At 64.7% G+C, this 20,001-nt stretch carries 15 protein-coding genes; 10 read left to right on the top strand and 5 right to left on the bottom strand.

Features of this window, described 5'->3' with window-relative positions; translation table 11 throughout:
* Positions 1-22 precede the first annotated feature (22 nt).
* The 5 genes from AXW83_RS17655 to AXW83_RS17635 all read right to left on the bottom strand — a co-directional run bounded on the left by AXW83_RS17655 (position 23) and on the right by AXW83_RS17635 (position 7,150).
* The gene (locus tag AXW83_RS17655) at positions 23-1,210 is read right to left on the bottom strand and encodes an ABC transporter permease (RefSeq protein WP_066615544.1); all 1,188 of its coding nucleotides are present in this window, start codon (positions 1,208-1,210) and stop codon (positions 23-25) included.
* Positions 1,207-2,205 (bottom strand): ABC transporter permease, encoded by a 999-nt coding sequence (locus AXW83_RS17650; RefSeq protein WP_066620718.1) that lies wholly within the window; start codon positions 2,203-2,205, stop codon positions 1,207-1,209. Before AXW83_RS17650 ends, AXW83_RS17655 begins: the two co-directional genes overlap by 4 nt.
* A 21-nt stretch (positions 2,206-2,226) precedes the next feature.
* Positions 2,227-4,194, bottom strand: coding sequence for an ABC transporter substrate-binding protein (locus tag AXW83_RS17645; RefSeq protein WP_066615542.1), 1,968 nt, complete (start codon positions 4,192-4,194; stop codon positions 2,227-2,229).
* The gene (locus AXW83_RS17640) at positions 4,194-6,068 is read right to left on the bottom strand and encodes an ABC transporter ATP-binding protein (RefSeq protein WP_066615540.1); all 1,875 of its coding nucleotides are present in this window, start codon (positions 6,066-6,068) and stop codon (positions 4,194-4,196) included. Before AXW83_RS17640 ends, AXW83_RS17645 begins: the two co-directional genes overlap by 1 nt.
* A gap of 95 nt (positions 6,069-6,163) precedes the next feature.
* Positions 6,164-7,150 (bottom strand): polysaccharide lyase family 20 protein, encoded by a 987-nt coding sequence (locus AXW83_RS17635; RefSeq protein ID WP_066615538.1) that lies wholly within the window; start codon positions 7,148-7,150, stop codon positions 6,164-6,166.
* A gap of 193 nt (positions 7,151-7,343) precedes the next feature.
* Here AXW83_RS17635 and AXW83_RS17630 point away from each other — a divergent pair, with 193 nt between their 5' ends.
* The 10 genes from AXW83_RS17630 (at position 7,344) to cobT (ending at position 19,896) form a co-directional block, all read left to right on the top strand.
* A complete protein-coding gene (locus AXW83_RS17630) occupies positions 7,344-10,079 on the top strand; it encodes an ABC transporter transmembrane domain-containing protein (protein WP_066615536.1) in 2,736 nt (911 codons plus the stop codon).
* On the top strand, positions 10,076-10,525 hold the full coding sequence (locus AXW83_RS17625) for a cyclic nucleotide-binding domain-containing protein (protein WP_066615533.1): 450 nt from the start codon (positions 10,076-10,078) through the stop codon (positions 10,523-10,525). The genes AXW83_RS17630 and AXW83_RS17625 overlap by 4 nt, the downstream gene beginning before the upstream one ends.
* 73 nt (positions 10,526-10,598) lie before the next feature.
* Positions 10,599-12,419, top strand: a complete 1,821-nt coding sequence (locus AXW83_RS17620; RefSeq protein ID WP_066615531.1) for an adenylate/guanylate cyclase domain-containing protein — start codon at positions 10,599-10,601, stop codon at positions 12,417-12,419.
* A 73-nt stretch (positions 12,420-12,492) separates the two neighbouring features.
* On the top strand, positions 12,493-13,155 hold the full coding sequence (locus AXW83_RS17615) for a hypothetical protein (protein WP_066615529.1): 663 nt from the start codon (positions 12,493-12,495) through the stop codon (positions 13,153-13,155).
* Complete coding sequence (locus AXW83_RS17610; RefSeq protein ID WP_066615523.1) at positions 13,152-14,408, top strand: glycosyltransferase; 1,257 nt, start codon at positions 13,152-13,154, stop codon at positions 14,406-14,408. The genes AXW83_RS17615 and AXW83_RS17610 overlap by 4 nt, the downstream gene beginning before the upstream one ends.
* Complete coding sequence (locus AXW83_RS17605; protein ID WP_066615521.1) at positions 14,405-15,631, top strand: glycosyltransferase family protein; 1,227 nt, start codon at positions 14,405-14,407, stop codon at positions 15,629-15,631. Before AXW83_RS17610 ends, AXW83_RS17605 begins: the two co-directional genes overlap by 4 nt.
* Before the next feature lie 193 nt (positions 15,632-15,824).
* Positions 15,825-16,808 (top strand): cobaltochelatase subunit CobS, encoded by a 984-nt coding sequence (gene cobS / locus AXW83_RS17600; RefSeq protein ID WP_066615520.1) that lies wholly within the window; start codon positions 15,825-15,827, stop codon positions 16,806-16,808.
* Positions 16,809-16,814: 6 nt separating this feature from the next.
* Positions 16,815-17,582 carry a hypothetical protein gene (locus AXW83_RS17595; RefSeq protein WP_156640157.1) on the top strand — a complete coding sequence of 256 codons (768 nt, stop codon included), beginning with the start codon at positions 16,815-16,817 and terminating at the stop codon, positions 17,580-17,582.
* Positions 17,579-18,001: a GNAT family N-acetyltransferase gene (locus tag AXW83_RS17590; protein ID WP_066615517.1), complete on the top strand. Its 423-nt coding sequence runs from the start codon at positions 17,579-17,581 to the stop codon at positions 17,999-18,001. The genes AXW83_RS17595 and AXW83_RS17590 overlap by 4 nt, the downstream gene beginning before the upstream one ends.
* Positions 17,998-19,896: a cobaltochelatase subunit CobT gene (gene cobT / locus AXW83_RS17585; protein WP_066615516.1), complete on the top strand. Its 1,899-nt coding sequence runs from the start codon at positions 17,998-18,000 to the stop codon at positions 19,894-19,896. The genes AXW83_RS17590 and cobT overlap by 4 nt, the downstream gene beginning before the upstream one ends.
* Positions 19,897-20,001: the final 105 nt, after the last annotated feature.

Below are 20,001 nucleotides of genomic sequence, written 5' to 3'. Positions count from 1 at the left end.
TTCGTCGTGGTGGCGAGGGCGCTCAGCGATACGGGTCGGCCGCATCGCGCAGGCCGTCGCCGAGGAAGTTGAAGGCCAGGATGATCAGGATCACCGGAACGCATGGATAGAGCAGCCAGGGATAGAGCGCCACCACGTTGATGTTCTGCGCCTCGTTGAGCATCACGCCCCAGCTGGTGATCGGCGGGCGCAGGCCCAGTCCCAGGAAGCTTAGCGCCGTCTCGCCCAGGATCGTCTTGGGGATGGTGATCGTGGCTGAGGCAATGAGGTGGCTCATGAAGCCCGGGATCAGGTGCAGGCCGATGATGCGGGCGGGTTTTGCGCCCATCAGTTGCGCTGCGACGACATAATCCTCCTCGCGCAGCGACAGCAGCTTCGAGCGGACCGCGCGGGCGAGCCCGGTCCAGTCCATCAGGCCCAGAATCACCGTGATGCCGAAATAGACGACAATCGGGCTCCAGGAGGGCGGCATGATCGATGCCAGCGCCAACCAGAGCGGGATATGGGGCAAAGACTGCACGATCTCGATCAGGCGCTGGACGACGAGATCGACCTTGCCGCCATAATAGCCGGCAATGCCGCCGATGATGACCCCGAGCACGAAGGAGACGAAGACGCCGAGCAGGCCGATCGAGAGCGAGATGCGGCCGCCATAGAGAATGCGCGAGAGCATGTCGCGGCCGAGCCGGTCGGACCCAAGCAGGAAGGCAGTTCCTCCCTCAGGGGCGCAGAACAGGTGCAGATTCCCTGGGGTCAGGCCCCAGAACTCGTAGGAATCGCCCCGGCAGAAGAAGCGCAACTTCTGCGGCCGCGTGGTGTCGACTTCGTATTCCCGCTTCAGGTTCTCCATGTTGAGGCGCTGGACGTAAGGGTAGACGAACGGACCGACGAGGCTGCCCTCGTGGAAGAGGTGGACCGCCTGCCGGGGCGCGCGAATGAAGTCGGTGTTGCGCGTCGTGTAGTGATAGGGGGCCAGGAATTCGGCGAAGGCGGCCATCGCGTAGATCACGAGGATGACGATGCCGGAGATCACCGCGAGCCGGTGCTTGCGGAACTTCCACCACATTAGCTGCCATTGCGAGGCGAGATAGACCCGCTCCTGCTCGGGCGTCATCGCATCGACGGCATAGGGCTCGAACGGAGCCGTGGAGGCCGTATGCGGCAGCGGAGCGCCGTCCGGCGGCAGAGTGGTCGTCGCGGCGGTGGTCACTTGGTCGCCGCTCCCTGCAGCCGGATGCGCGGGTCGAGGATCGCCAGCGCGATGTCGGAGATCAGCACGCCGATCACCGTCAGGAATGACAGGAACATCAGGAAGGAGCCGGCGAGATACATGTCCTGGCTCTGCAGCGCGCGGATCAGCAGCGGCCCGGTCGTCTGGAGCGAGAGCACGATCGCGACGATCTCGGCGCCGGAGACGATCGAGGGCAGGATGTCGCCGATATCGGAGACGAAGAAGTTCAGCGACATGCGCAGCGGGTATTTGCGCAGCGCCTTGCCGGGCGGCAGACCCTTGGCGCGGGCAGTGACGTAGTACTGCTTCTGCAACTCGTCGAGCAGATTGGCGCGGACCGAACGGATCATGCCCGCCGTGCCGCCGGCGCCGATGATGATGACCGGGATCCAGAGATGTTCGAGCACGGATTTGAGCTTGGCCCAGCTCATCGGCTGGTTGAGATATTGCGGATCGACGAGCCCGCCGATCGAGGTGCCGAACCAGACATTGGCGGTGTAGAGAAAGACCAGCGCCAGCAGGAAATGCGGCACGGCGAGACCGATCAGGCCGAGGAAGGTCAGGCCGTAATCGCCCCAGCTGTACTGGTGCGTGGCCGAATAGATGCCGATCGGGAAGGCGACGAGCCAGGTGAAGATGATGGTGACGAAAGAGACCACCATGGTCAGGATCAGCCTGTCTCCGACGATCTCGCGCACCGGACGCTGATATTCGAAGGAATAGCCCATGTCGCCCTGGAGCAAGCCGGTGACCCACCAGAAATAACGCTCCACCGGCGGTCGGTCGAAGCCGTATTCCTTCTTCAGAAACTCGATACGGCTGAGATCGGCCTTTTCGCCCTGCGCCTGCATCTCGGCCGCGAGCGTCTCGAAATAGTCGCCCTCCGGCAGATTGATGACGGTGAAGATCAGGGCGCTGGTGATCAGTAGCGTCGGGATCATCACGAGGATGCGCTTGAGGATGTATTGCAGCAGCATGTCTCAGCTCTTCATCGCTCAGCTCTTGGCCTGTCCGCCATCGAACCAGAAGGTGTCGGGCATATAGCGGCCGAAGAAGGCGCCGGGCTCGAAGCTGTAGAGGCCCTTGTCGGGGACGTTGCGCAGATGGCGCGAGACGACGACCGGCTGCAGCGTGCCGTTGACGATGCCGATGGTGTAGAGTTGCTCCGCGTTTATGCGTAGCATCGTCTGCCAGATGGTCCGGCGCTGCTCGTTGGTCGAGCTGGTGCGCCAGTCGTTGTAGAGGCGGACCAGTTCCTTCACCTCCGGCAGGTCGGGTGCCTCGCCCTCGCGGCCGTTACTCTCCAGGAACTGCCCCCAGCGCGGCCAGTTGAACTGCGCCGAGGATGTCGGGGCGAGCGCATCGGGCTCCATGCCGGGCGAGACCAGCGCGTTGTCCATGCCCGACCAGGCCGACATCACGGTCTGGCCGGCCAGAATGCGGCGTCGGAAAACGTCGCGCTGCGTCGAGCGCGGGTAAATCTTGATGCCGACAGCGATCAGGTCCTGCTTGATCAGATCGAGGATGTCGGTCTCCTCGGTCCGTTCGCCGACGGTCTCGATGGTGAATTCGAGACGCCGTCCATCGGCAAGCAGGCGCACGCCCTCGGCGTCGCGCTTCGTCAGACCGATCTCGTCGAGCAGGCGGTTGGCAAGCGCCCGGTCGTCCTGCATCCACATCTTCGCCAGTGCCGGCTCGTAGAGCGGGCTTTCAGGCAAGGCCGTGTTGCCGCTTTCCTTGGCGAGGCCGAAGAAGATGACCTTGTTGATGTCCTTGCGGTTAATCGCGACCGAGAGCGCGCGGCGGTAGCGCACATCCCGGTTGAGATCGCGCCAGACAGGGTCGATCGCGTTCAGGTTCGGCATCAGGGCGAAATAGGCGCCCTCCGCCCTTTTCCAGAGCTTGACCTCGAAGTTCATCCGCTTCGAGGCGTCCTTCAGGAAGGTGTAGTTCTCGAAATTGAGGTAACGCGCCTGCAGGTCGGCCTCGCCGGCAGCGGCCTTGGCCGGCACCAGCGAATTCGTGCCGACCGTGAGCGAGACCTCGTCGACATAGGGGAGCTGGCGCCCATTGGTGTCGATGCGGTGGAAATAGGCGTTGCGCTGGAAGATGAACTGTTCGGCCGGCAGGGGCGTGATGCCGCGCCAGGGGTCGAGCGTCGGCAGGTCGGGGTTCTCGGGCCGGTACATGCGCGAGAGCCGCTCATGCAGCGAGCCCCAGTCGCGGACCCGGGCGATCTTGATGCGCAGGTTCAGGTCGGCCTTGTCGGCGTGCTTTTCGTGGAACTGCTTCAGATATTGCGACGGCATGTAGATATAGGCCGGCTGCGCGCTCGCCAGCGAAGGCAGGAAGACCGGATTCGGCGCACGCCAGCTGTAGCGAACCTCGGTCGGGCTCAACACCTCGAAGACGGGTTTTTCACCGGCTGCGAGGAGAGCCTGCGGCGGGCCTCCGGGGAAGAGGCGCTTGTTGTTGGCGACATCCTCCCACCAGTAGCGAAAATCCTCGGTCGTGAAGACGGAACCGTCCGACCAGCGATGGCCGGGCCGCAGACGCAGCGTGAAAATACGGTCGTCCTGGACGTCGATGCTTTCCAGCAGGTCGGGCACGACGTTCAGCGCCTCGTCATAGACGACGAGCCTAGTATAGCCGTAGAGCGTCATCATGCGCACGTCGCGCTGGTCGCCCATCAGCATACGCATGGTACCGCCATGGCGGCCGGGTTCGCGCCCCTCACCCGTGATTTCGATCACTCGCGGCTGGGCGGGGACGCGTTTTTCGATCGGCGGCAGGCCGCCGTCCTTGACCAACTGCTCGAAAAAGGGGCTGTCGATCAGCTTTTCGGGCTGCGATGCGGAGAAGGCCAGGCGCGGCAATCCCGCAACAATGGTAGCGCCGCCAGCCAGTGCCAGCGCCGAGCGGCGCGTCAAACCCAAGATGCCGGCGCGGTCCTGCGTACTCATCAGGCGATCTCCCTGACATCGGCATTGGGGCGTGCCAGCACGAAATGGCCGTCGCCGAGCGGCAGATGTGTCAGGGCCGCACCGTCCGGCTGCGGCTTGAAGGCCGCTGCCCAGTGGGTATGGTCGGAGGCCCCACCGGGCGCTGCGAGCTTGAAGTCGAGCTTGCGGTCGAGATCGGCAAAGGGCACCGATTTCAGCAGCGCCTTGGTGTAGGGGTGAGATGGCCGGGTGAAGAGGGCATGGCGCGGCGCGATCTCGACGATGCGGCCATTGGCCATCACGGCGATGCGGTCGGCCATGTAGTTCACCACCGCGAGATTGTGCGAGATGAACAGGAAGGTCAGGCCGCGCTCGGCCTGGAGGTCCTTGAGCAGGTTGAGGATCTGCGCCTGGACCGAGACGTCGAGCGCCGAGACCGGCTCGTCGCAGATGATCAGGTCGGGATCGAGCGCCAGCGCGCGCGCGATGCCGATGCGCTGGCGCTGCCCGCCCGAGAAGGAATGCGGATAGCGGTTGAGGAAGCGCGGATCGAGCCCGACATCCTCCATCAGGCTGCGCACGCGGGCGATCTGGTCCTGGCCCTCGCCGCGGCCGTGGATGATCAGCGGCTCGCGCAGGATGTTCATCACCATCATGCGCGGCGAAAGCGACGAGACGGGGTCCTGAAAGATCATCTGCACCCTGGGCCGGAAGTCGCGCAGCGCCTCCGTTCCCAAGGCCAGGATATCGGTGTGCTTGCGACCGTCGTCGAACACCACTTCGCCGGCGTCGGGCGTTACCGCGCGCATGATGATCTTGCTGACCGTGGTCTTGCCGCAGCCGCTCTCGCCGACCAGTCCAAGGCATTCGCCGCGCCGGATGTCGAAGCTGACGCCATCGACGGCGGTCACGGTGGCCTGTGTGCCCTTGCCGAAGAATTTTCGTGAGCCGGTGGTGTAGGTCTTGCGCAGGTCGCGGACGCTGAGGAGCGGAGCTGCCTGCTGCTCCGGTATCGACGCGCGCGGCGCCGCCGGGGGGCGGGCCCTCGCCTCGCGCAAAGCGACGAGCCGCTCGCCCTCGGCCATGTCGAAATGCGGAGAGGCCTTGAGCAGGGCCTTGAGATAGGGATGGCGCGGGCGGCGGAAGATGTCCTCGACCGGGCCGCTTTCCATGATCTCGCCATGGTAGATCACCACGACCTCGTCGGCCATGTTGGCGACGACGCCGAGATCATGGGTGATCAGCAGGATCGCCATGCCCATCTCGGCCTGGAGATCGCGCATCAGATCGAGCACCTGCGCCTGGATCGTCACGTCGAGCGCAGTCGTGGGCTCGTCGGCGATGAGCAGGGCCGGCTGGCAGATCAGCGCCATGGCGAGCATGGCACGCTGGCGCAGGCCACCCGACAGCTCGAAAGGGTAGTAGCCGAAGGCGCGATGGGAATCCTTGAAGCCGACGCGTTTCAGCATCGCCTCGATCAACTCGCGCGCCTGCGCCGTACCGGTCGGCCGGTGGAGCTGCAATGCCTCCTCGATCTGGTTGCCGATGGTGTGCACCGGCGAGAGCGAGGACATCGGCTCCTGGAAGATCATGCCGATGCGGCCGCCGCGCAGGGCCCTGATCTCCTTGCCCTCCGACTTCAGTCCCGCAATGTCGATCTCGACATCGGGCGCGAGCGGGTCGCGGAACAGGATCTCGCCGCCGGTCACGCCACCATTGCGCGGCAGCAGACCCATGATGGCCTGCGAGATCACCGATTTGCCGGAACCGGATTCGCCGACCAGCGCGACGGTCTTGCCGGCCGGAACGCGCAGCGAAACGCCCTTCACGACATCGCGGGCAAGCCCGTGAACCGAGAAGCCGATCCGCACATCACCGAGCCGCAAGATATCCATATGCCACTAACGCCGATCTAAGGGCTGTGTTTCATGCCGTATCGCAAAGGCACTAGATGGTGAAATCACGGTCTTGCCAATGGCTTTAGACATGTTCATTCCGCCGGACACTGACCCGACCGAATGACATCGGTGCAACGCGGCCCGCGGCGAAAATCGTCGAAGGTCAGGGTCCAGTCCTGAGAGTGAGGCGCGCGGTAGGGGCCGAACTTGAAATACTGGTTCCTGTCGAGCCCGGGTCCGGCATGGCCGATATGGCCCTTGACGGTTGCTATGTGGGTGCCGTCGGCCAGAATCTCGACATGACCGTCGCCTGCAGGTCCCGGTCTGGAGCGAAACACGAAATCGATCCAGCCGTTCTGGGCTGGCGGCAGGTCGGCGTGGCGCGTCACGATGATGCCAGGCGCGCAACTGTCGAAATAGCCTGGGTAGAGGTCGGCGGTCATGCCCGATTCGACCGCGACCAATGCGCGCGTCTGCCGCACCGTGGGGCGGTTGAGCACGCGCGCCTCGCCCGGCAGGCAACCGTTTGGCCGCTTTGGGCCGCCGATCGGGAAAGCCTCGACGAGGTCGGTCTCGATCGTGACGCCGAGACGGCCCTTGTAAAGCCTGAGCGCCATGAAAGGCGAATAGTCGCCCTCGATGCCGGGAACGATCTCGCGTTTCCACTGCGCCACAACATAGCGCCCATCATCTTGTGGCACCGGGTCGTTCACGAAAAGGGAGAAACCGTACCAAACGGTCTCGTCATAACCCACCAGCAGCTCGGGCCTTTCCCAGACCTCGGCCCGCTCGCTGCATTCGTTTGTCGCCGCCCGGCAGGACGGCGAGACCGACAGGGTCAGCGCGGTGCTGCCGGAACGGACGTTGCGGTTCTGGAAGATGACGCGCCCGGCACGCTGCTCGACGCCGTCCTTGTAGAACAGGCCACCGTCCGGCGCGAAATGGCCGGCCTCGAAATCGTCTGCCAGAATGCGGCTCTGCGCCTCGTTACCTTGGGCACGCGCTGCAGCGAAGGCCGCGACGAACAGAATTGCCGCCTGGCACCACCGTCTCAACCCGTCGAAACGCGAGCACCTCATCGTTCCTTCCTCGTGACGTCATGGCAACATGGGCGGCGCTGACGGACAACGCAACGAGCGTGCCGCCGGCCCTCATTGCGCTGCAGGCCAAGCTGACACACATAGGGGTGCTGCAAGATCAAGAGCTGCAGATCAAGAGCCGCAAGTCGAGGCGTGGGTGCCCACGTCGCTTGCGCCGCATCAGGATCGCCGGGTGGAGACCAACCTCTTCCGTTATGTCTGGCAGAAGAGCCGCGGCGAGCAGATCCTCGTCCTGCTGATCATCCTTGTCTCGATCCCCTTCAACTGGGCCTCCTTCGACGTGCCCAAGCGGATCGTCAACGACGCCATCCAGGGGGGCGCGTTCAAGGGCGGCAAGACCTCCGTCACGCTGATGGACCTGACGCTGCAACTGCCGGGATTTCTGGGCGGAGCGAGCTTCAAGATATTCGAGGGCTTTCAGGTCAACCAGCTCGGGCTTCTGTTCGGGCTGAGCGGCTATTTCCTGGTGCTCGTGCTGATCAACGGCGCCTTCAAATACGTCATCAATCTGCGCAAAGGCATTCTGGGCGAGCGTATGCTCAGGCGGATGCGCTACGATCTGTTCAGCCAGCTGATGCGCTTCCGGCCGGAGGAGATTCGCGCGGTCAAACCGGCCGAGGTCGCCAGCATGATCAAGGACGAGGTCGAGCCGATCGGTGGCTTCGTCGGCGATGCTTTCATCCAGCCGGTCTTCCTGCTGAGTCAGGCGCTGACGGCGCTGGTCTTCATCATGGCGCAGAGCGTCTGGCTGGGGTCGATCGCATTGCTGATCGTGCTGGCCCAGGCGATCATCATCCCGATCCTGCGCAAGGAGCAGCTCAGACTCGGCCGCGAGCGCCAGATCGCCTCGCGCTCGCTTGCCGGGCGCATCGGCGAGATCGTCGATGCCGGGCCGACGATCCAGGGTCATGGCGCTACGACCTATGTCCAGTCGGACATCGCCGGGCGGCTGGGGCAGCTCTTCGACATCCGCTACGCGCTCTACAAGCGCAAATTCGCGGTCAAGTTCCTCAACAACCTGCTGGCGCAGATCACGCCGTTCTTCTTCTACGCGATCGGCGGCTTCTTCGCGCTGCAGGGCCGGCTGGACATCGGCCAGCTCGTCGCCGTCATCGCCGCCTATCGCGACCTGCCGCCGCCGATCAAGGAGCTGATCGATTGGGACCAGCAGCGCAACGACGTGACGATCAAATACGAGCAGGTTATCGCGCAGTTCAACACCGAGGAATCGGTGGTGCTCGACGAGGCGGACGGGGTCAGGCGGCTGCCGGAGCGCGGCGCCATCCGACTGGACAGCTTGCAGATGCTGGACAATCGCGGCCAGCCCCTGCTTTCGCCACTGTCCTTGCGCTTGTCACGGCCGAGCATCGTTGCCGTAATCGGTCCAAATGGCGGGGCCCGCGAGGTGCTGGGTCGCATTCTCGGGCGACAGGCCATGGCCTATACCGGCAGGGTCATGATCGATGGGTTCAATCTTTCCCGGATGTCCGTCGAGCAGGCGAGCCATTTGATCGGCTATGCCGGCAGCGAGGCCGAGATCATCGCCGGGACACTGCGCGACAACATCTTGCTGCCACTGAAGCGGCGCCGGCCGAACGCCAAATCGACGGACAAGGTTTCCCACGAAGAGCATCGGCGATTCGTCGAGGCGATCCGTTCGGGCAATACGCCGTTCGTATTTTCGGACGACTGGACCGATTACGAGGGTGCGGGCCTGACCGACGCGGCCTCGCTCGAGGTTCATATCAAGGCCGTGCTCGAGGTTCTGGGTTGCGCGGAGGACATCTATGAACTCGGTCTCGACGGCAAGGTCCTGGCCACCCTGAACCAGGAAGCCAAGGAGAAGATCGTCGCGGCGCGGGAGGCCGTGGCTGCGGAGTTGCGCCGCAGCAAGCTCGCGGGCCTGATCGAGACCTTCGATCCCGAGCGCTACAACGCCAACGCCCCGATCTCGGAGAACCTGATCTTCGGCGCCATGATGGGGCCGCGCTTCGTCAACGAGACCCTGCTGTTCGAGTCCTATGCCCATGCCATCCTCTCGGCGGAGGCGCTTATCGAGCCGCTCGTCGATGTCGGGTCGCGCATCGTCGCAACCGTCGTCGAAATCTTCGCCGGCCTGCCGCAGGGCCATGTCTTGTTCGAGCGCTATTCCTTCGGCGCCAATCTCGATTTCGAACGGCTGTCAGAACTCGCTTCCGTCCTCGACAAGCACGACATGCGAAGCCCGCTCGATCCCGAAACGGAGCGCGACCTCGTCGCGCTGGCGCTAGGCTATGTCGAGCCCAAGCACAGGCTGAACCTGCTCGACGACCGGCTGCGGCAGCGCATCCTGCGGGCGCGGGCCAGCTTCAAGGCACATCTGCCCGCCGATGCGCGCGACGATGTCGCCTTCTACGATCCCGCCATGGTGATGCCTGGCGCGAGCCTGCGGGACAATCTGATGTTCGGCCGCATCGGTTATGGCATCGCCGATGCCCGCAGGAAGGTCGCGGCGATCGTGCGCGCGGCTCTGGCGCGCGCCGGCCTCGAAGGCGAACTCTACCGGATCGGGCTCAACACGGATGCCGGCACGCGGGGACGCTATCTCCCCGTCAGACTGAAGCTTGCGGTGCCGCTGGCGCAAGCTCTGATCAAGCGGCCCCAGATCGCGGTCCTCGACATCGCGGGTCTGCTCGCCAGCTCCAGCGCACCGGAGGAGATCATCGCGCGTTTGCGGGACCATTGTGCCGGGATGACGCTGTTTCTTCTTCTCGGCGATGCTACCCTGGCGAAAGGCATTTCCGAGCGGATCGTCTTCAACGGGTCTGCCGGCGTGTTCGAGGATGGCGACAGCGAAGGGGACGAGGAGGAGCCGGGCGAGCCGTCGCCGGCCGCCTTCGTCGGCGAACGGATGGAGGCGCGATCATGACGCTCGAAACGGATATCGGCTGCCTGAAGCAGTTTCCGCTGTTTCGTTCCCTGCCGGGCCCGCGGCTCAAGCTCGTCGCCCTGATGGGAGAGAAGCTCCATTTCGACGCCGGCACGATGATCATCGCGGAGGGGGAGCGGCCCGACGGGGTGTATGTCGTCCTGCAGGGCGAGGTCGAGCTTTCGCACGAAGCTCCAGACGGACGAAGCAAGCGCTTCCGCCTCGCCACGGGCAGCATCATCGGAGACGTGCCGATCCTGTGCGGCCAGCCCTATGTCGGGGAGGTCACCGCCAAGACCGACGTGACGACCCTGCGGCTGCCGAAGGATCTGTTCTTCGAGCTTCTCGAAACCATCCCCGACTTCAGCCTCGCACTCTCGCGCGATCTGGCGGCGCGGCTCTACCGTCTGGCGGATTTCGTGCTGCACAACGAGGACGTCCATTGATGATGCAGGTGGCCGAATGAGCCTGCCGGGGACTGCCGGAGTCAATCGATCCGGATCGGGCTTCGGCGCGGGTATGAACCAGGTCTCCTCATGGAGCCGCGATATCCGCTTTGCGTCGGGCATGGTCCTGCTGGTCTTCGCGACCACGCATTTCGTCAATCATGCCGTCGGCATCGCCGGTGTCGAGGCGATGGCGGCCGTCCAGCAATGGCGTTACTGGCTTTGGCACTCATGGCTCGGAACCGTGGCGCTCTACGGAGCGATGGTCGTGCATCCGCTGTTCGCCATGCTGCGGGTCGCCCAGCGGCGGACATTCCGGATGCCGGCGCGCGAGATGGTGCAGATCGCGCTCGGTCTAGCGATTCCGATCCTGCTCGTCGACCATGTGGTCGGCACGCGTGTGATGGGGTCCCTGTTTGAGCTCGACGAGAGCTATCCAGCCGTGCTGCGCCGGCTCTGGCCGAATCTCGCCGCGGCGCAGAGCCTGCTGCTGTTGCTGGTCTGGACGCACGGGATCATCGGGCTGCATTTCTCGTTGCGCTCCCGGGACGGCTATGCGCGCTGGCGCGACCCGTTCCTGCTTGCCGCGATCCTGATCCCCGTGCTGGCGCTGATCGGCTTTGCCGTGGCCGGCCGCGAGGCTGCCCTCATGGTGATGCCGCCCGAAACCTATACCGATTCTGCGGTCGCGATGTTCAACCAGAACGTAATCTGGGCGAAGACGGGGTTCTACGGCATCGTCGCCGGCTTCGTCGGCTTCGTCGCGATCCGTGAGATCCGGGTCCGGACGACGCGGCATATCACGGTGCGCTTCGTCGGCCACGGCGTGCGCAAGCTGACGCCGGGCCTGACCGTGCTGGAGATGTTCCGGCGCTTCGGCATTCCCCATGCCGCCTTGTGTGGCGGCCGCGCGCGCTGCGCCACCTGCCGCGTGCTGGTGCTGGACGGCAGCGACAAGCTGCCGCCGCCCGCCCCCAACGAAGCCAAGCTGCTGCGCCGGATTTCGGCGCCCGACCGGGTCAGGCTGGCTTGCCAGATCCGGCCGCGCGACGATCTGCAGGTCCAGATCCTGCTGGCCTCGCGGCTGACGGCCGGATCGACGCGTGAGATCGCGCCCGATGCCAATGTAGGCAAGCGCAGCCTGACCGTCGTCGTCGCCGACCTGCGGGCCTTCTCGGCACTGTCCGAGCGGCAGTTGCCGCAGGAGCTGCTGGGGTTGCTGAACCGGTTCTTCGACGAGATGGCGCAGGCGATCGCCGCACATGGCGGCCGGATCGATTCCTTCTACGGCGACGGTTTCATGGCCGTGTTCGGCCTGGAGGGCAGCCCCGCCCGCACCGCCCAGGCGGCGATCAGCGCGACCGGCGACATCGTGCGCGCGGTCGAAGCGCTCAATCGCGAATTCGGTGCGGCGCTGCCGCTGCCGCTACGCATCGGCATCGGCGTTCATACCGGGCAGGCGATCATCGGCGCGATCGAGAGCGACAGCCTGGGCCGGCGCGAAATCACGGTCGGCGAGACCGTGATGGTCGCAAGCCAGCTCGAATCGGCGACGCGGCGCGTGTTGGCCGATGTCGTCGTGTCCGAAGAAACCATCCGCACGACGGGACGCAGCTATCGCGGCACGACGCCCTTGAAGGTGATCATCAAGGGGCGAGAGAAGCCGCTGACCGCATATGGCTTTGCCAGCGCGCCCGAACTGGCCAAGAAAGACGACGAGCTGGATGTCGCCGACGAGCCGGCCATGACGGTGACGATCCCTGCCGCCGAGGCCCCAGCCGCGCTGGAGGCCGTTCTGGTCGAGGAGGCTGGCGAGCCGGCGCCCGTCGATCCACCAGTTGTTGTTGCGCGGGCGGCGAAACCCCGCAAGAAGCGGGATGATCCCAAGGCCTGAGCGGTGCCGCACTGGCTTTTGCCGGCCGGCTTGCCCTATGGTCCGCCGCCTTCTCCGCATTCCATGACATAAGATGACACAAGAACAGCCTTTCGAGGCCTTTTTCGACATCCTGCGCGGGGTCGCGGCGCTGACCCGCGATCCGGTCGCCGCCGATATCGCGCGACTGTACGGCAAGGGCGCGCCGCCCGATCTCTCGATTGCGGTCAACCACAAGCAGATCGCCTCGAAGCAGTGGCTGGTCGAGGCGCTGGCTGACGTGCTGCCGCGGCCGCAGGGGCCGGTCTGGGTCCTGGGTGCTTGGTATGGCGTGCTCGGCGCGCTGCTGCTGGCCGACAGCAGGCTCTCGATCGCCGAGGTCGTCAGCCTCGACATCGATCCCGGCTGTGCTCCCGTCGCCGAGATGCTGAACCACCGCCATGTCGCCTCGGGACGCTTTCGCGCCGTCACGGGCGACATGATGGCGCTGGATTTCGCGGAGCAGCAGCCGGCGCCCGGCCTCGTCATCAATACGAGCTGCGAACATCTCGACGACGTACCGGGCTGGCTCGCGAGCCTGCCGCCAGGCCTGCCGGTCCTGCTCCAGTCGAACGATTATGTCCGCGAGCCGGACCATCGCAGCTGCGTGCCGTCGCTGGAGGCCTTTCAAGCCCAGGCGCGGCTGAGCGAAACCTGGTTCGCCGGCGCGCTGCCGACGAAGAACTATACCCGCTTCATGCTGATCGGGCGGCGATGAGCGTCAGCCCTGAGCCGACCGTCGCGATCGCGATGAAGGGCTATCCGCGCCTGTCGGAGACTTTCATCGCGCAGGAATTGCTCGGCCTGCAGCAACGCGGCCTGCTTTTCGCGATCTGGTCGCTGCGCCGGCCGACCGATGTCGACCGCCATCTGATGCACAGGCAGATCACGGCGCCGGTGAACTATCTGCCGGAATATCTGCATGAGGAGCCCGGCCGGGTGTTGCGCGGCGTTCTGCAGGCGCTGCTGCGGCCGGGTTTCGTGCGGTTGCTGCCGGTTTTCCTGCGCGACCTTGCCCGCGACCCGACGCGCAACCGTTTGCGCCGTTTCGGCCAGGCCTGCGTGATGGCGTGCGAGCTGCCGGCCGAGATCACGCATCTGCATGTGCATTACCTGCACACGCCGGCCTCGGTGATCCGCTATGCGGCGTTGCTGCGCGGCCTGAGCTGGTCGTTCTCGGCCCATGCCAAGGATATCTGGACGACGCCTGACTGGGAGAAGCGTGAGAAGATTGCCGCTAGCAGCTGGGGCGTGACCTGTACGCAGGACGGGCATCGCGAGCTGTCGCGGCTGGCCGATGCGGGCGAGAAGGTCGAGCTGGTCTATCACGGGCTCGATCTCGGCCGCTTTCCGGTGCCGCCGTCGCGGCCGCCGCGCGACGGCTCGGATTCAGTAGATCCGGTGCGCTTCGTCACCATCGGCCGCGCCGTCGAGAAGAAGGGATTCGACGATCTTCTCGGCGCGCTCGCTGCGCTGCCGGCCGGGCTGCACTGGCGGCTGGTCCATATCGGTGGCGGCGAGAAGCTGAAGACGCTGAAGACACAGGCCAAGGCACTCGGCCTGGCGTCGCGCATCCTCTGGGCGGGACCGAAGCCTCAGGCCGATGTGATCGCGGCGCTGCGCGAGGCGGATCTCTTCGTGCTGCCCTCGAAGCAGGCGGGCGACGGCGACCGCGACGGCCTGCCCAATGTGGTGATGGAGGCGGCGAGCCAGGCCCTGCCGATCGTCGCGACCGATTTCGCCGGCATCCCCGAATTCGTGCGCGACGGTGTGGAGGGCCTGCTGGTCGCGCCGGGAGACGTCGCCGCACTGGCGCGGGCTTTGGCGGCGCTTGCTGCCTCTCCCGATCGCCGGCTCGCGCTGGGTACCGCGGCTCATGAGCGGCTGACGCGGAATTTCTCCGCCGAGGCCGGTTTCGACCGACTCCATCAGCGTCTCTCCGAATCAGCCTCCGGTGGCGTTGGGCGATGAGGCGCTGGGTTCTGATCGCGGTCACGCATCTGCTCGGCAGCGGCCATTTGGTGCGGGCGATGCATCTGGCGCGGGCGCTCTCGGCCGCTGGGTTCGAGGTGACGCTGGCGAGCGGGGGTATGCCTTTTCGCGATATGGCCGGGGAGCCCTTCGCCTTCGTCCAGTTGCCGCCGGTCAAAGTCGAAGGCGTGGATTTTCGCAACCTGCTCGACGAGCAGGGGGAGCCGATCGATCCGGGCCGGCGGGTGACGCGCGAGACCATGCTGGCGGCGCTGGCGGGTGAGTTCCGCCCCGATGTCGTCGTCACCGAGCATTTCCCGTTCGGGCGGCGGCAGCTGGCGGACGAGTTTCTGGAACTGATCGCAGCGGCAAGAGCCGCCAATCCGAACGTGCTGGTTCTCTCGTCGATCCGCGACGTGCTGGTGACGCCGCGTGCCGACCGCGTCGCCGAAGCGCATCGGCGCGTGGTGGAGCATTTCGACGGCGTTCTCGTGCATGGCGAAGAGCGATTCCTGCCGCTGGAGGCATCGTGGCCGGTCTCGGGCGAACTGAGGGGGCGGCTGCACTACACAGGGTATCTCGAAGGCACACGACCGCCTGTCGCTCAAAGCCCTCATCCTGAGGAGGTCGCGTCAGAGACGCGGACTTTGTCCGCTCCTCAGGATGAGGGCTTTGGGGGAAGAGGCGACATCCTCGTTTCGGGCGGCGGGTCGGGTGCTGCCATGCCCTTGTTCTCACTTTGTATAGAAGCCGCTCGTTTGATGGGGTCTGCCAGGTCATGGCGGCTGTTGGCGGGGAGGGGGCTTGGACAAGACGCGTTCGATCGCCTTTGCGATTTTGCACCCGGCCATGTCTCGGTCGAGTGGTCGCGGCCGGATTTTCCCGCTTTGCTTTCGACCTGCGGGCTGTCGATCAGCCAGGCCGGCTACAACACCGTGCTCGATCTCGTGGCCGCGGGCCGTCCGGCGATCGTCGTGCCGTTCGATGCGGGGGGCGAGACCGAACAGGCGATAAGGGCGCAGGCGATGGCGGATGCCGGGCTGGCGAAATGCATGCTCCTGTCGGGCGAGGAGGCTCTGACGCCGGGGCGGCTTGCCGCAGCCATCGACGGCATGATCGGGCGGATTGCGCCTGCCGCCGTCGCAATCGATCGCGAGGGCGCCGCCAAATCCGCGCGGATAATCGCCGGTCTGCTCGATGCGCGAATTAACCGACCATCGTGACGGCGCGGGTGCCCGGACTTGGCACACCCATTGCTCCGCCCGACATGTCCGGTGCGAATTGCCGCCCCGGCGGTTTGCGAATTGCCGCTGCCGGTCTTTCGCTCTAGTTAGGATCGATACGCCTCCCTTTCGGTCGGCTTCTGGGACAACCGGTCCTTCTCCCGGACCTGTCCCATGCCCGGAGACAAGCCAGATGACGACGACGACCGCCCCGGCCCTGCCCGACATGAAGCTGTCGGTGCGCCAGACCTTCGGGATCGATTCCGACCTCGAAGTGCCGGCCTATTCGACGACCGAAGCGCATGTGCCCGATTTCGATCCCGACTACCGCTTCGACCGCGACACCACGATCGCGATCCTGGCCGGCTTCGCGCATAACCGCCGCGTGATGATCTCAGGCTATCACGGCACCGGCAAGTCGACCCATATCGAGCAGGTCGCGGCGCGGCTCAACTGGCCCTGCGTGCGCGTCAACCTCGACAGCCACGTTTCGCGGCTCGATCTCGTCGGCAAGGACGCGATCGTGCTCAAGGACGGCAAGCAGATCACCGAGTTCCAGGACGGCATCCTGCCCTGGGCGCTGCAGAACAACATCGCGCTGGTCTTCGACGAGTACGATGCCGGCCGCCCTGACGTGATGTTCGTGATTCAGCGCGTGCTCGAGCAGTCGGGCAAGCTGACGCTGCTCGACCAGAAGCGCGTCATCCGCCCCCATCCCTGCTTCCGGCTGTTCGCCACGGCCAACACGGTCGGCCTCGGCGACACCTCGGGCCTCTATCACGGCACGCAGCAGATCAATCAGGGCCAGATGGACCGCTGGTCGATCGTGACCACGCTGAACTACCTGCCGCATGACAACGAGGTCGCGATCGTGCTCGCCAAGTCGAAGCACTACCAGGCGACGCCGGAGGGCAAGGACATCGTCAACAAGATGGTCCGCGTCGCCGATCTCACCCGCAACGCCTTCATGAACGGCGATCTCTCGACCGTGATGAGCCCGCGCACCGTGATCACCTGGGCCGAGAACGCCGAGATCTTCACCGATATCGGCTTCGCCTTCCGGGTGACGTTCCTGAACAAATGCGACGAGATGGAGCGCACGCTGGTGGCCGAATTCTATCAGCGCTCCTTCGGCAAGGAACTGCCCGAGAGCGCGGTCAACGTCGTGCTGAGCTGAGCTTCAATGATCGAAAATTGGCGCGCGCTTTGGTTCACTTTGTTGGGGGCTTTGCTCGCGTGGCTCGTGCCTTACGGGTTTGAATCCTATCGCGAAAACAGCGTTTATGGCGAGAGATCGAATATAGAAACGTCTTTAGGTAATTCGAAGAACTCTATTTTTCAAAGAGTATCGGAGGGATTGAAGTCAGAACCATTCGGGTCTTTAGGGGTTATGCCGTACATAGGTGCTGTTAAAATAACGAGATTTGATGCGATCAACAAGTCAAACGTGCGGGTGACAAACGCGGAACTTTTGATCGAGAAGGACGTCATTGCCATCCGCCATGATCACGAGCCTATTAGATGGTATGGTTCGTCGCCGCTGTCTGGTGCGGTGATCGAGCAACTTAAAGACGGCAGGATGGTACTGCCTCCTATTGATCCGTCAAGTTTTATTCCTGTGACGTTGATAAAGTTTGATGCAACGTCTTCAGACTCAGTGCGCGCTTTGCTCGTTGATGGTCGTATTAGAAATATCAACGAGCGCGTTGACGGCCTTGATACGCTTGGTATTCGTTCTTTCTCGAACGGGTATCCATTTATTGTTTTTATGTCTTTGATTTTTAGTGTCGCTTTAGCAAGCATACTTATAATATCGGTTTATATTCAGTTTTTGAAGGTCAAAAATTTTGAAAAATACTACCGCAGGTATGGCAAGGCTCAGATCGCCGATGCTCGAAAGCTAATTGAGTTCCACGATGGTCTCGAAGTGCGCCAAGGCGAGCAGAAATGACGATGGTCGCGATCGTGGTTGAGCCCAGTCAGGACGAGACGCGCGCTGCGGTTCTACGCGGCCTGACGGCGCATAACCATGCGAAGGTCGGCTCGCGCAATACCAAGCCGCTCGCGATCAGTCTGCGTGACGCAGACGGCGTCATCGTCGGCGGGCTCGTCGGCGAACTGAAATGGGAGTGGCTGTATGTCGATCTGCTCTGGATCGACGAGGCGCATCGCGGCGGTGGTTTTGGCGAGGCGCTGATGGCGCAGGCCGAGCATGAGGCGCGGGAGCACGGCGCGAAGGGCGTCTTCCTGGGGACGATGAGCATCCAGGCCCCGGAGTTCTACCCGCACCTGGGTTATCGCGAATGCGGCCGGATGGAGGGCTATCCGGTAGCCGGACAAACACTGCATCATTTCACGAAGGCGCTATGACCCTCTCCAACCGCAAGCCTGGACAGACCAAGGAAGCGCCGGCTGAGCCGCTGAAGCGCGCCATTTCGTCGGCGATGAAGGCGATCGCGCGCAAGCCGGAGATGGAGATCGTCTTCGCCGCCGACAAACCTTCGCTCGTCGGCGAGCGCGCTCGCCTGCCTGAGCCGCCGCGCAAGCTGACCGTGCAGGACGTCGCTATCCTGCGCGGCCATTCCGATTCGATGGCGCTCCGGCTCGCCTGCCACGATGCCAGCGTGCATCGCCGCGCCGCGCCCGAGGGCGATGCGGCGCGCGCGGTATACGACGCGGTCGAGCAGGCGCGGGTCGAATGCGTTGGTGCGCGGCGGATGAGCGGCATGGCCGGCAACATCACTGCGATGCTTGAGGACCGCTATCATCGCGGCGGGCGCTATGAGGAGATCACCGACCGGGCGGATGCGCCGCTGGAGGATGCGCTGGCGCTGATGGTGCGCGAGCGGCTTACTGGGCTGAAGCCGCCGAAGGCAGCCGAAAAGCTGGTCGAGCTCTGGCGCGACATGATCGAGAGCAAGGCCGGCGGCGATCTGGACCGGCTGGCCAAATCGGTCGAGGACCAGCGCGCCTTTTCGCGGACCGTGCGCGACATGCTGGCCTCGCTCGACATGGCCGAGCAGACCTCGCAGGGCCAGGACGACGAGCAGGACGAGGACAATCAGGACCAGTCCTCAGACGAGCAACAGCAGCAGGACGGCGAGGCCGAACAGGAATCGCAAGGCGAGCGCTCCGAGGTCGAGGTCAGCGACGACGCGACCGAGGAGCTGCAGGAGGGTGCGTCCGAGGCGTCCGATGCACCGGCCGGCGACTGGGAGGAGGAAGACGATTCCTCCGATTCCGAGGAGGCGGGCGAGGCGCCGCGTCCGCGCGACGGCAAGGCGAACGATCGCCCGGTCACCGACTACAAGGCTTACACCCAGAAATTCGACGAGATCGTCACGGCCGAGGAGCTCTGCGACGCCGAGGAGCTGACGCGGCTGCGGGCCTATCTCGACAAGCAGCTCGCGCATCTGCAGGGCGTGGTGGCGCGCCTGGCCAACCGCTTGCAGCGGCGCCTGATGGCGCAGCAGAACCGCTCCTGGCAGTTCGACCTGGAGGAGGGCGCGCTCGATCCGGCCCGCCTGCCGCGCATCATCATCGATCCCTATCAGCCGCTCTCGTTCCGGCAGGAATCGGACGTCAATTTCCGCGATACCGTGGTGACGCTGCTGATCGACAATTCCGGCTCGATGCGCGGCCGGCCGATCACGGTCGCTGCCACCTGCGCCGACATTCTGGCGCGGACGCTGGAGCGCTGCGGCGTCAAGGTCGAGCTTCTGGGCTTCACCACGCGGGCCTGGAAGGGCGGGCTTTCGCGCGAGAGCTGGCTGCAATCGGGCAAGCCGGTGGCGCCGGGGCGGCTCAACGATCTTCGCCACATCATCTACAAGGCGGCGGATGCGCCGTGGCGCCGGGCACGCAAGAATCTCGGGCTGATGATGCGCGAGGGGCTGCTCAAGGAGAACATCGACGGCGAGGCGCTGGACTGGGCTCATAAGCGCATCCTGGCGCGGCCCGAGCAGCGCAAGATCCTGATGGTGATCTCGGACGGCGCGCCGGTCGACGATTCGACGCTGTCGGTCAATGCCGGCAACTATCTGGAGCGGCATCTGCGCCACATCATCGCGGAGATCGAAACGCGCTCGCCGGTCGAGCTGATCGCCATCGGCATCGGCCACGACGTGACGCGCTACTATCGCCGCGCCGTCACCATCGTCGATGCGGAAGAACTCGGCGGCGTGATGACCGAGAAGCTCGCCGAGCTGTTCGAGGAGGATGCCGGGCTGGCGACGAAGTCGCGCGGATCGCGGCGGCGGCAGTAGGAAGATGCGCAGCACTACGCGGGCTCCCTCTCCCCTTGCGGGAGAGGGCTGGGGTGAGGGGTCGCGCTGCGTTCCCCGTCGCTGGGTCTTGGTTGCATTGTCCGG

Origin of the sequence: Bosea sp. PAMC 26642, assembly GCF_001562255.1 — a bacterium.
Taxonomy (GTDB): domain Bacteria; phylum Pseudomonadota; class Alphaproteobacteria; order Rhizobiales; family Beijerinckiaceae; genus Allobosea.
The sequence above is the reverse complement of the archived record's forward strand: the minus strand, read 5'-3'. Positions and strand labels throughout refer to the sequence as shown.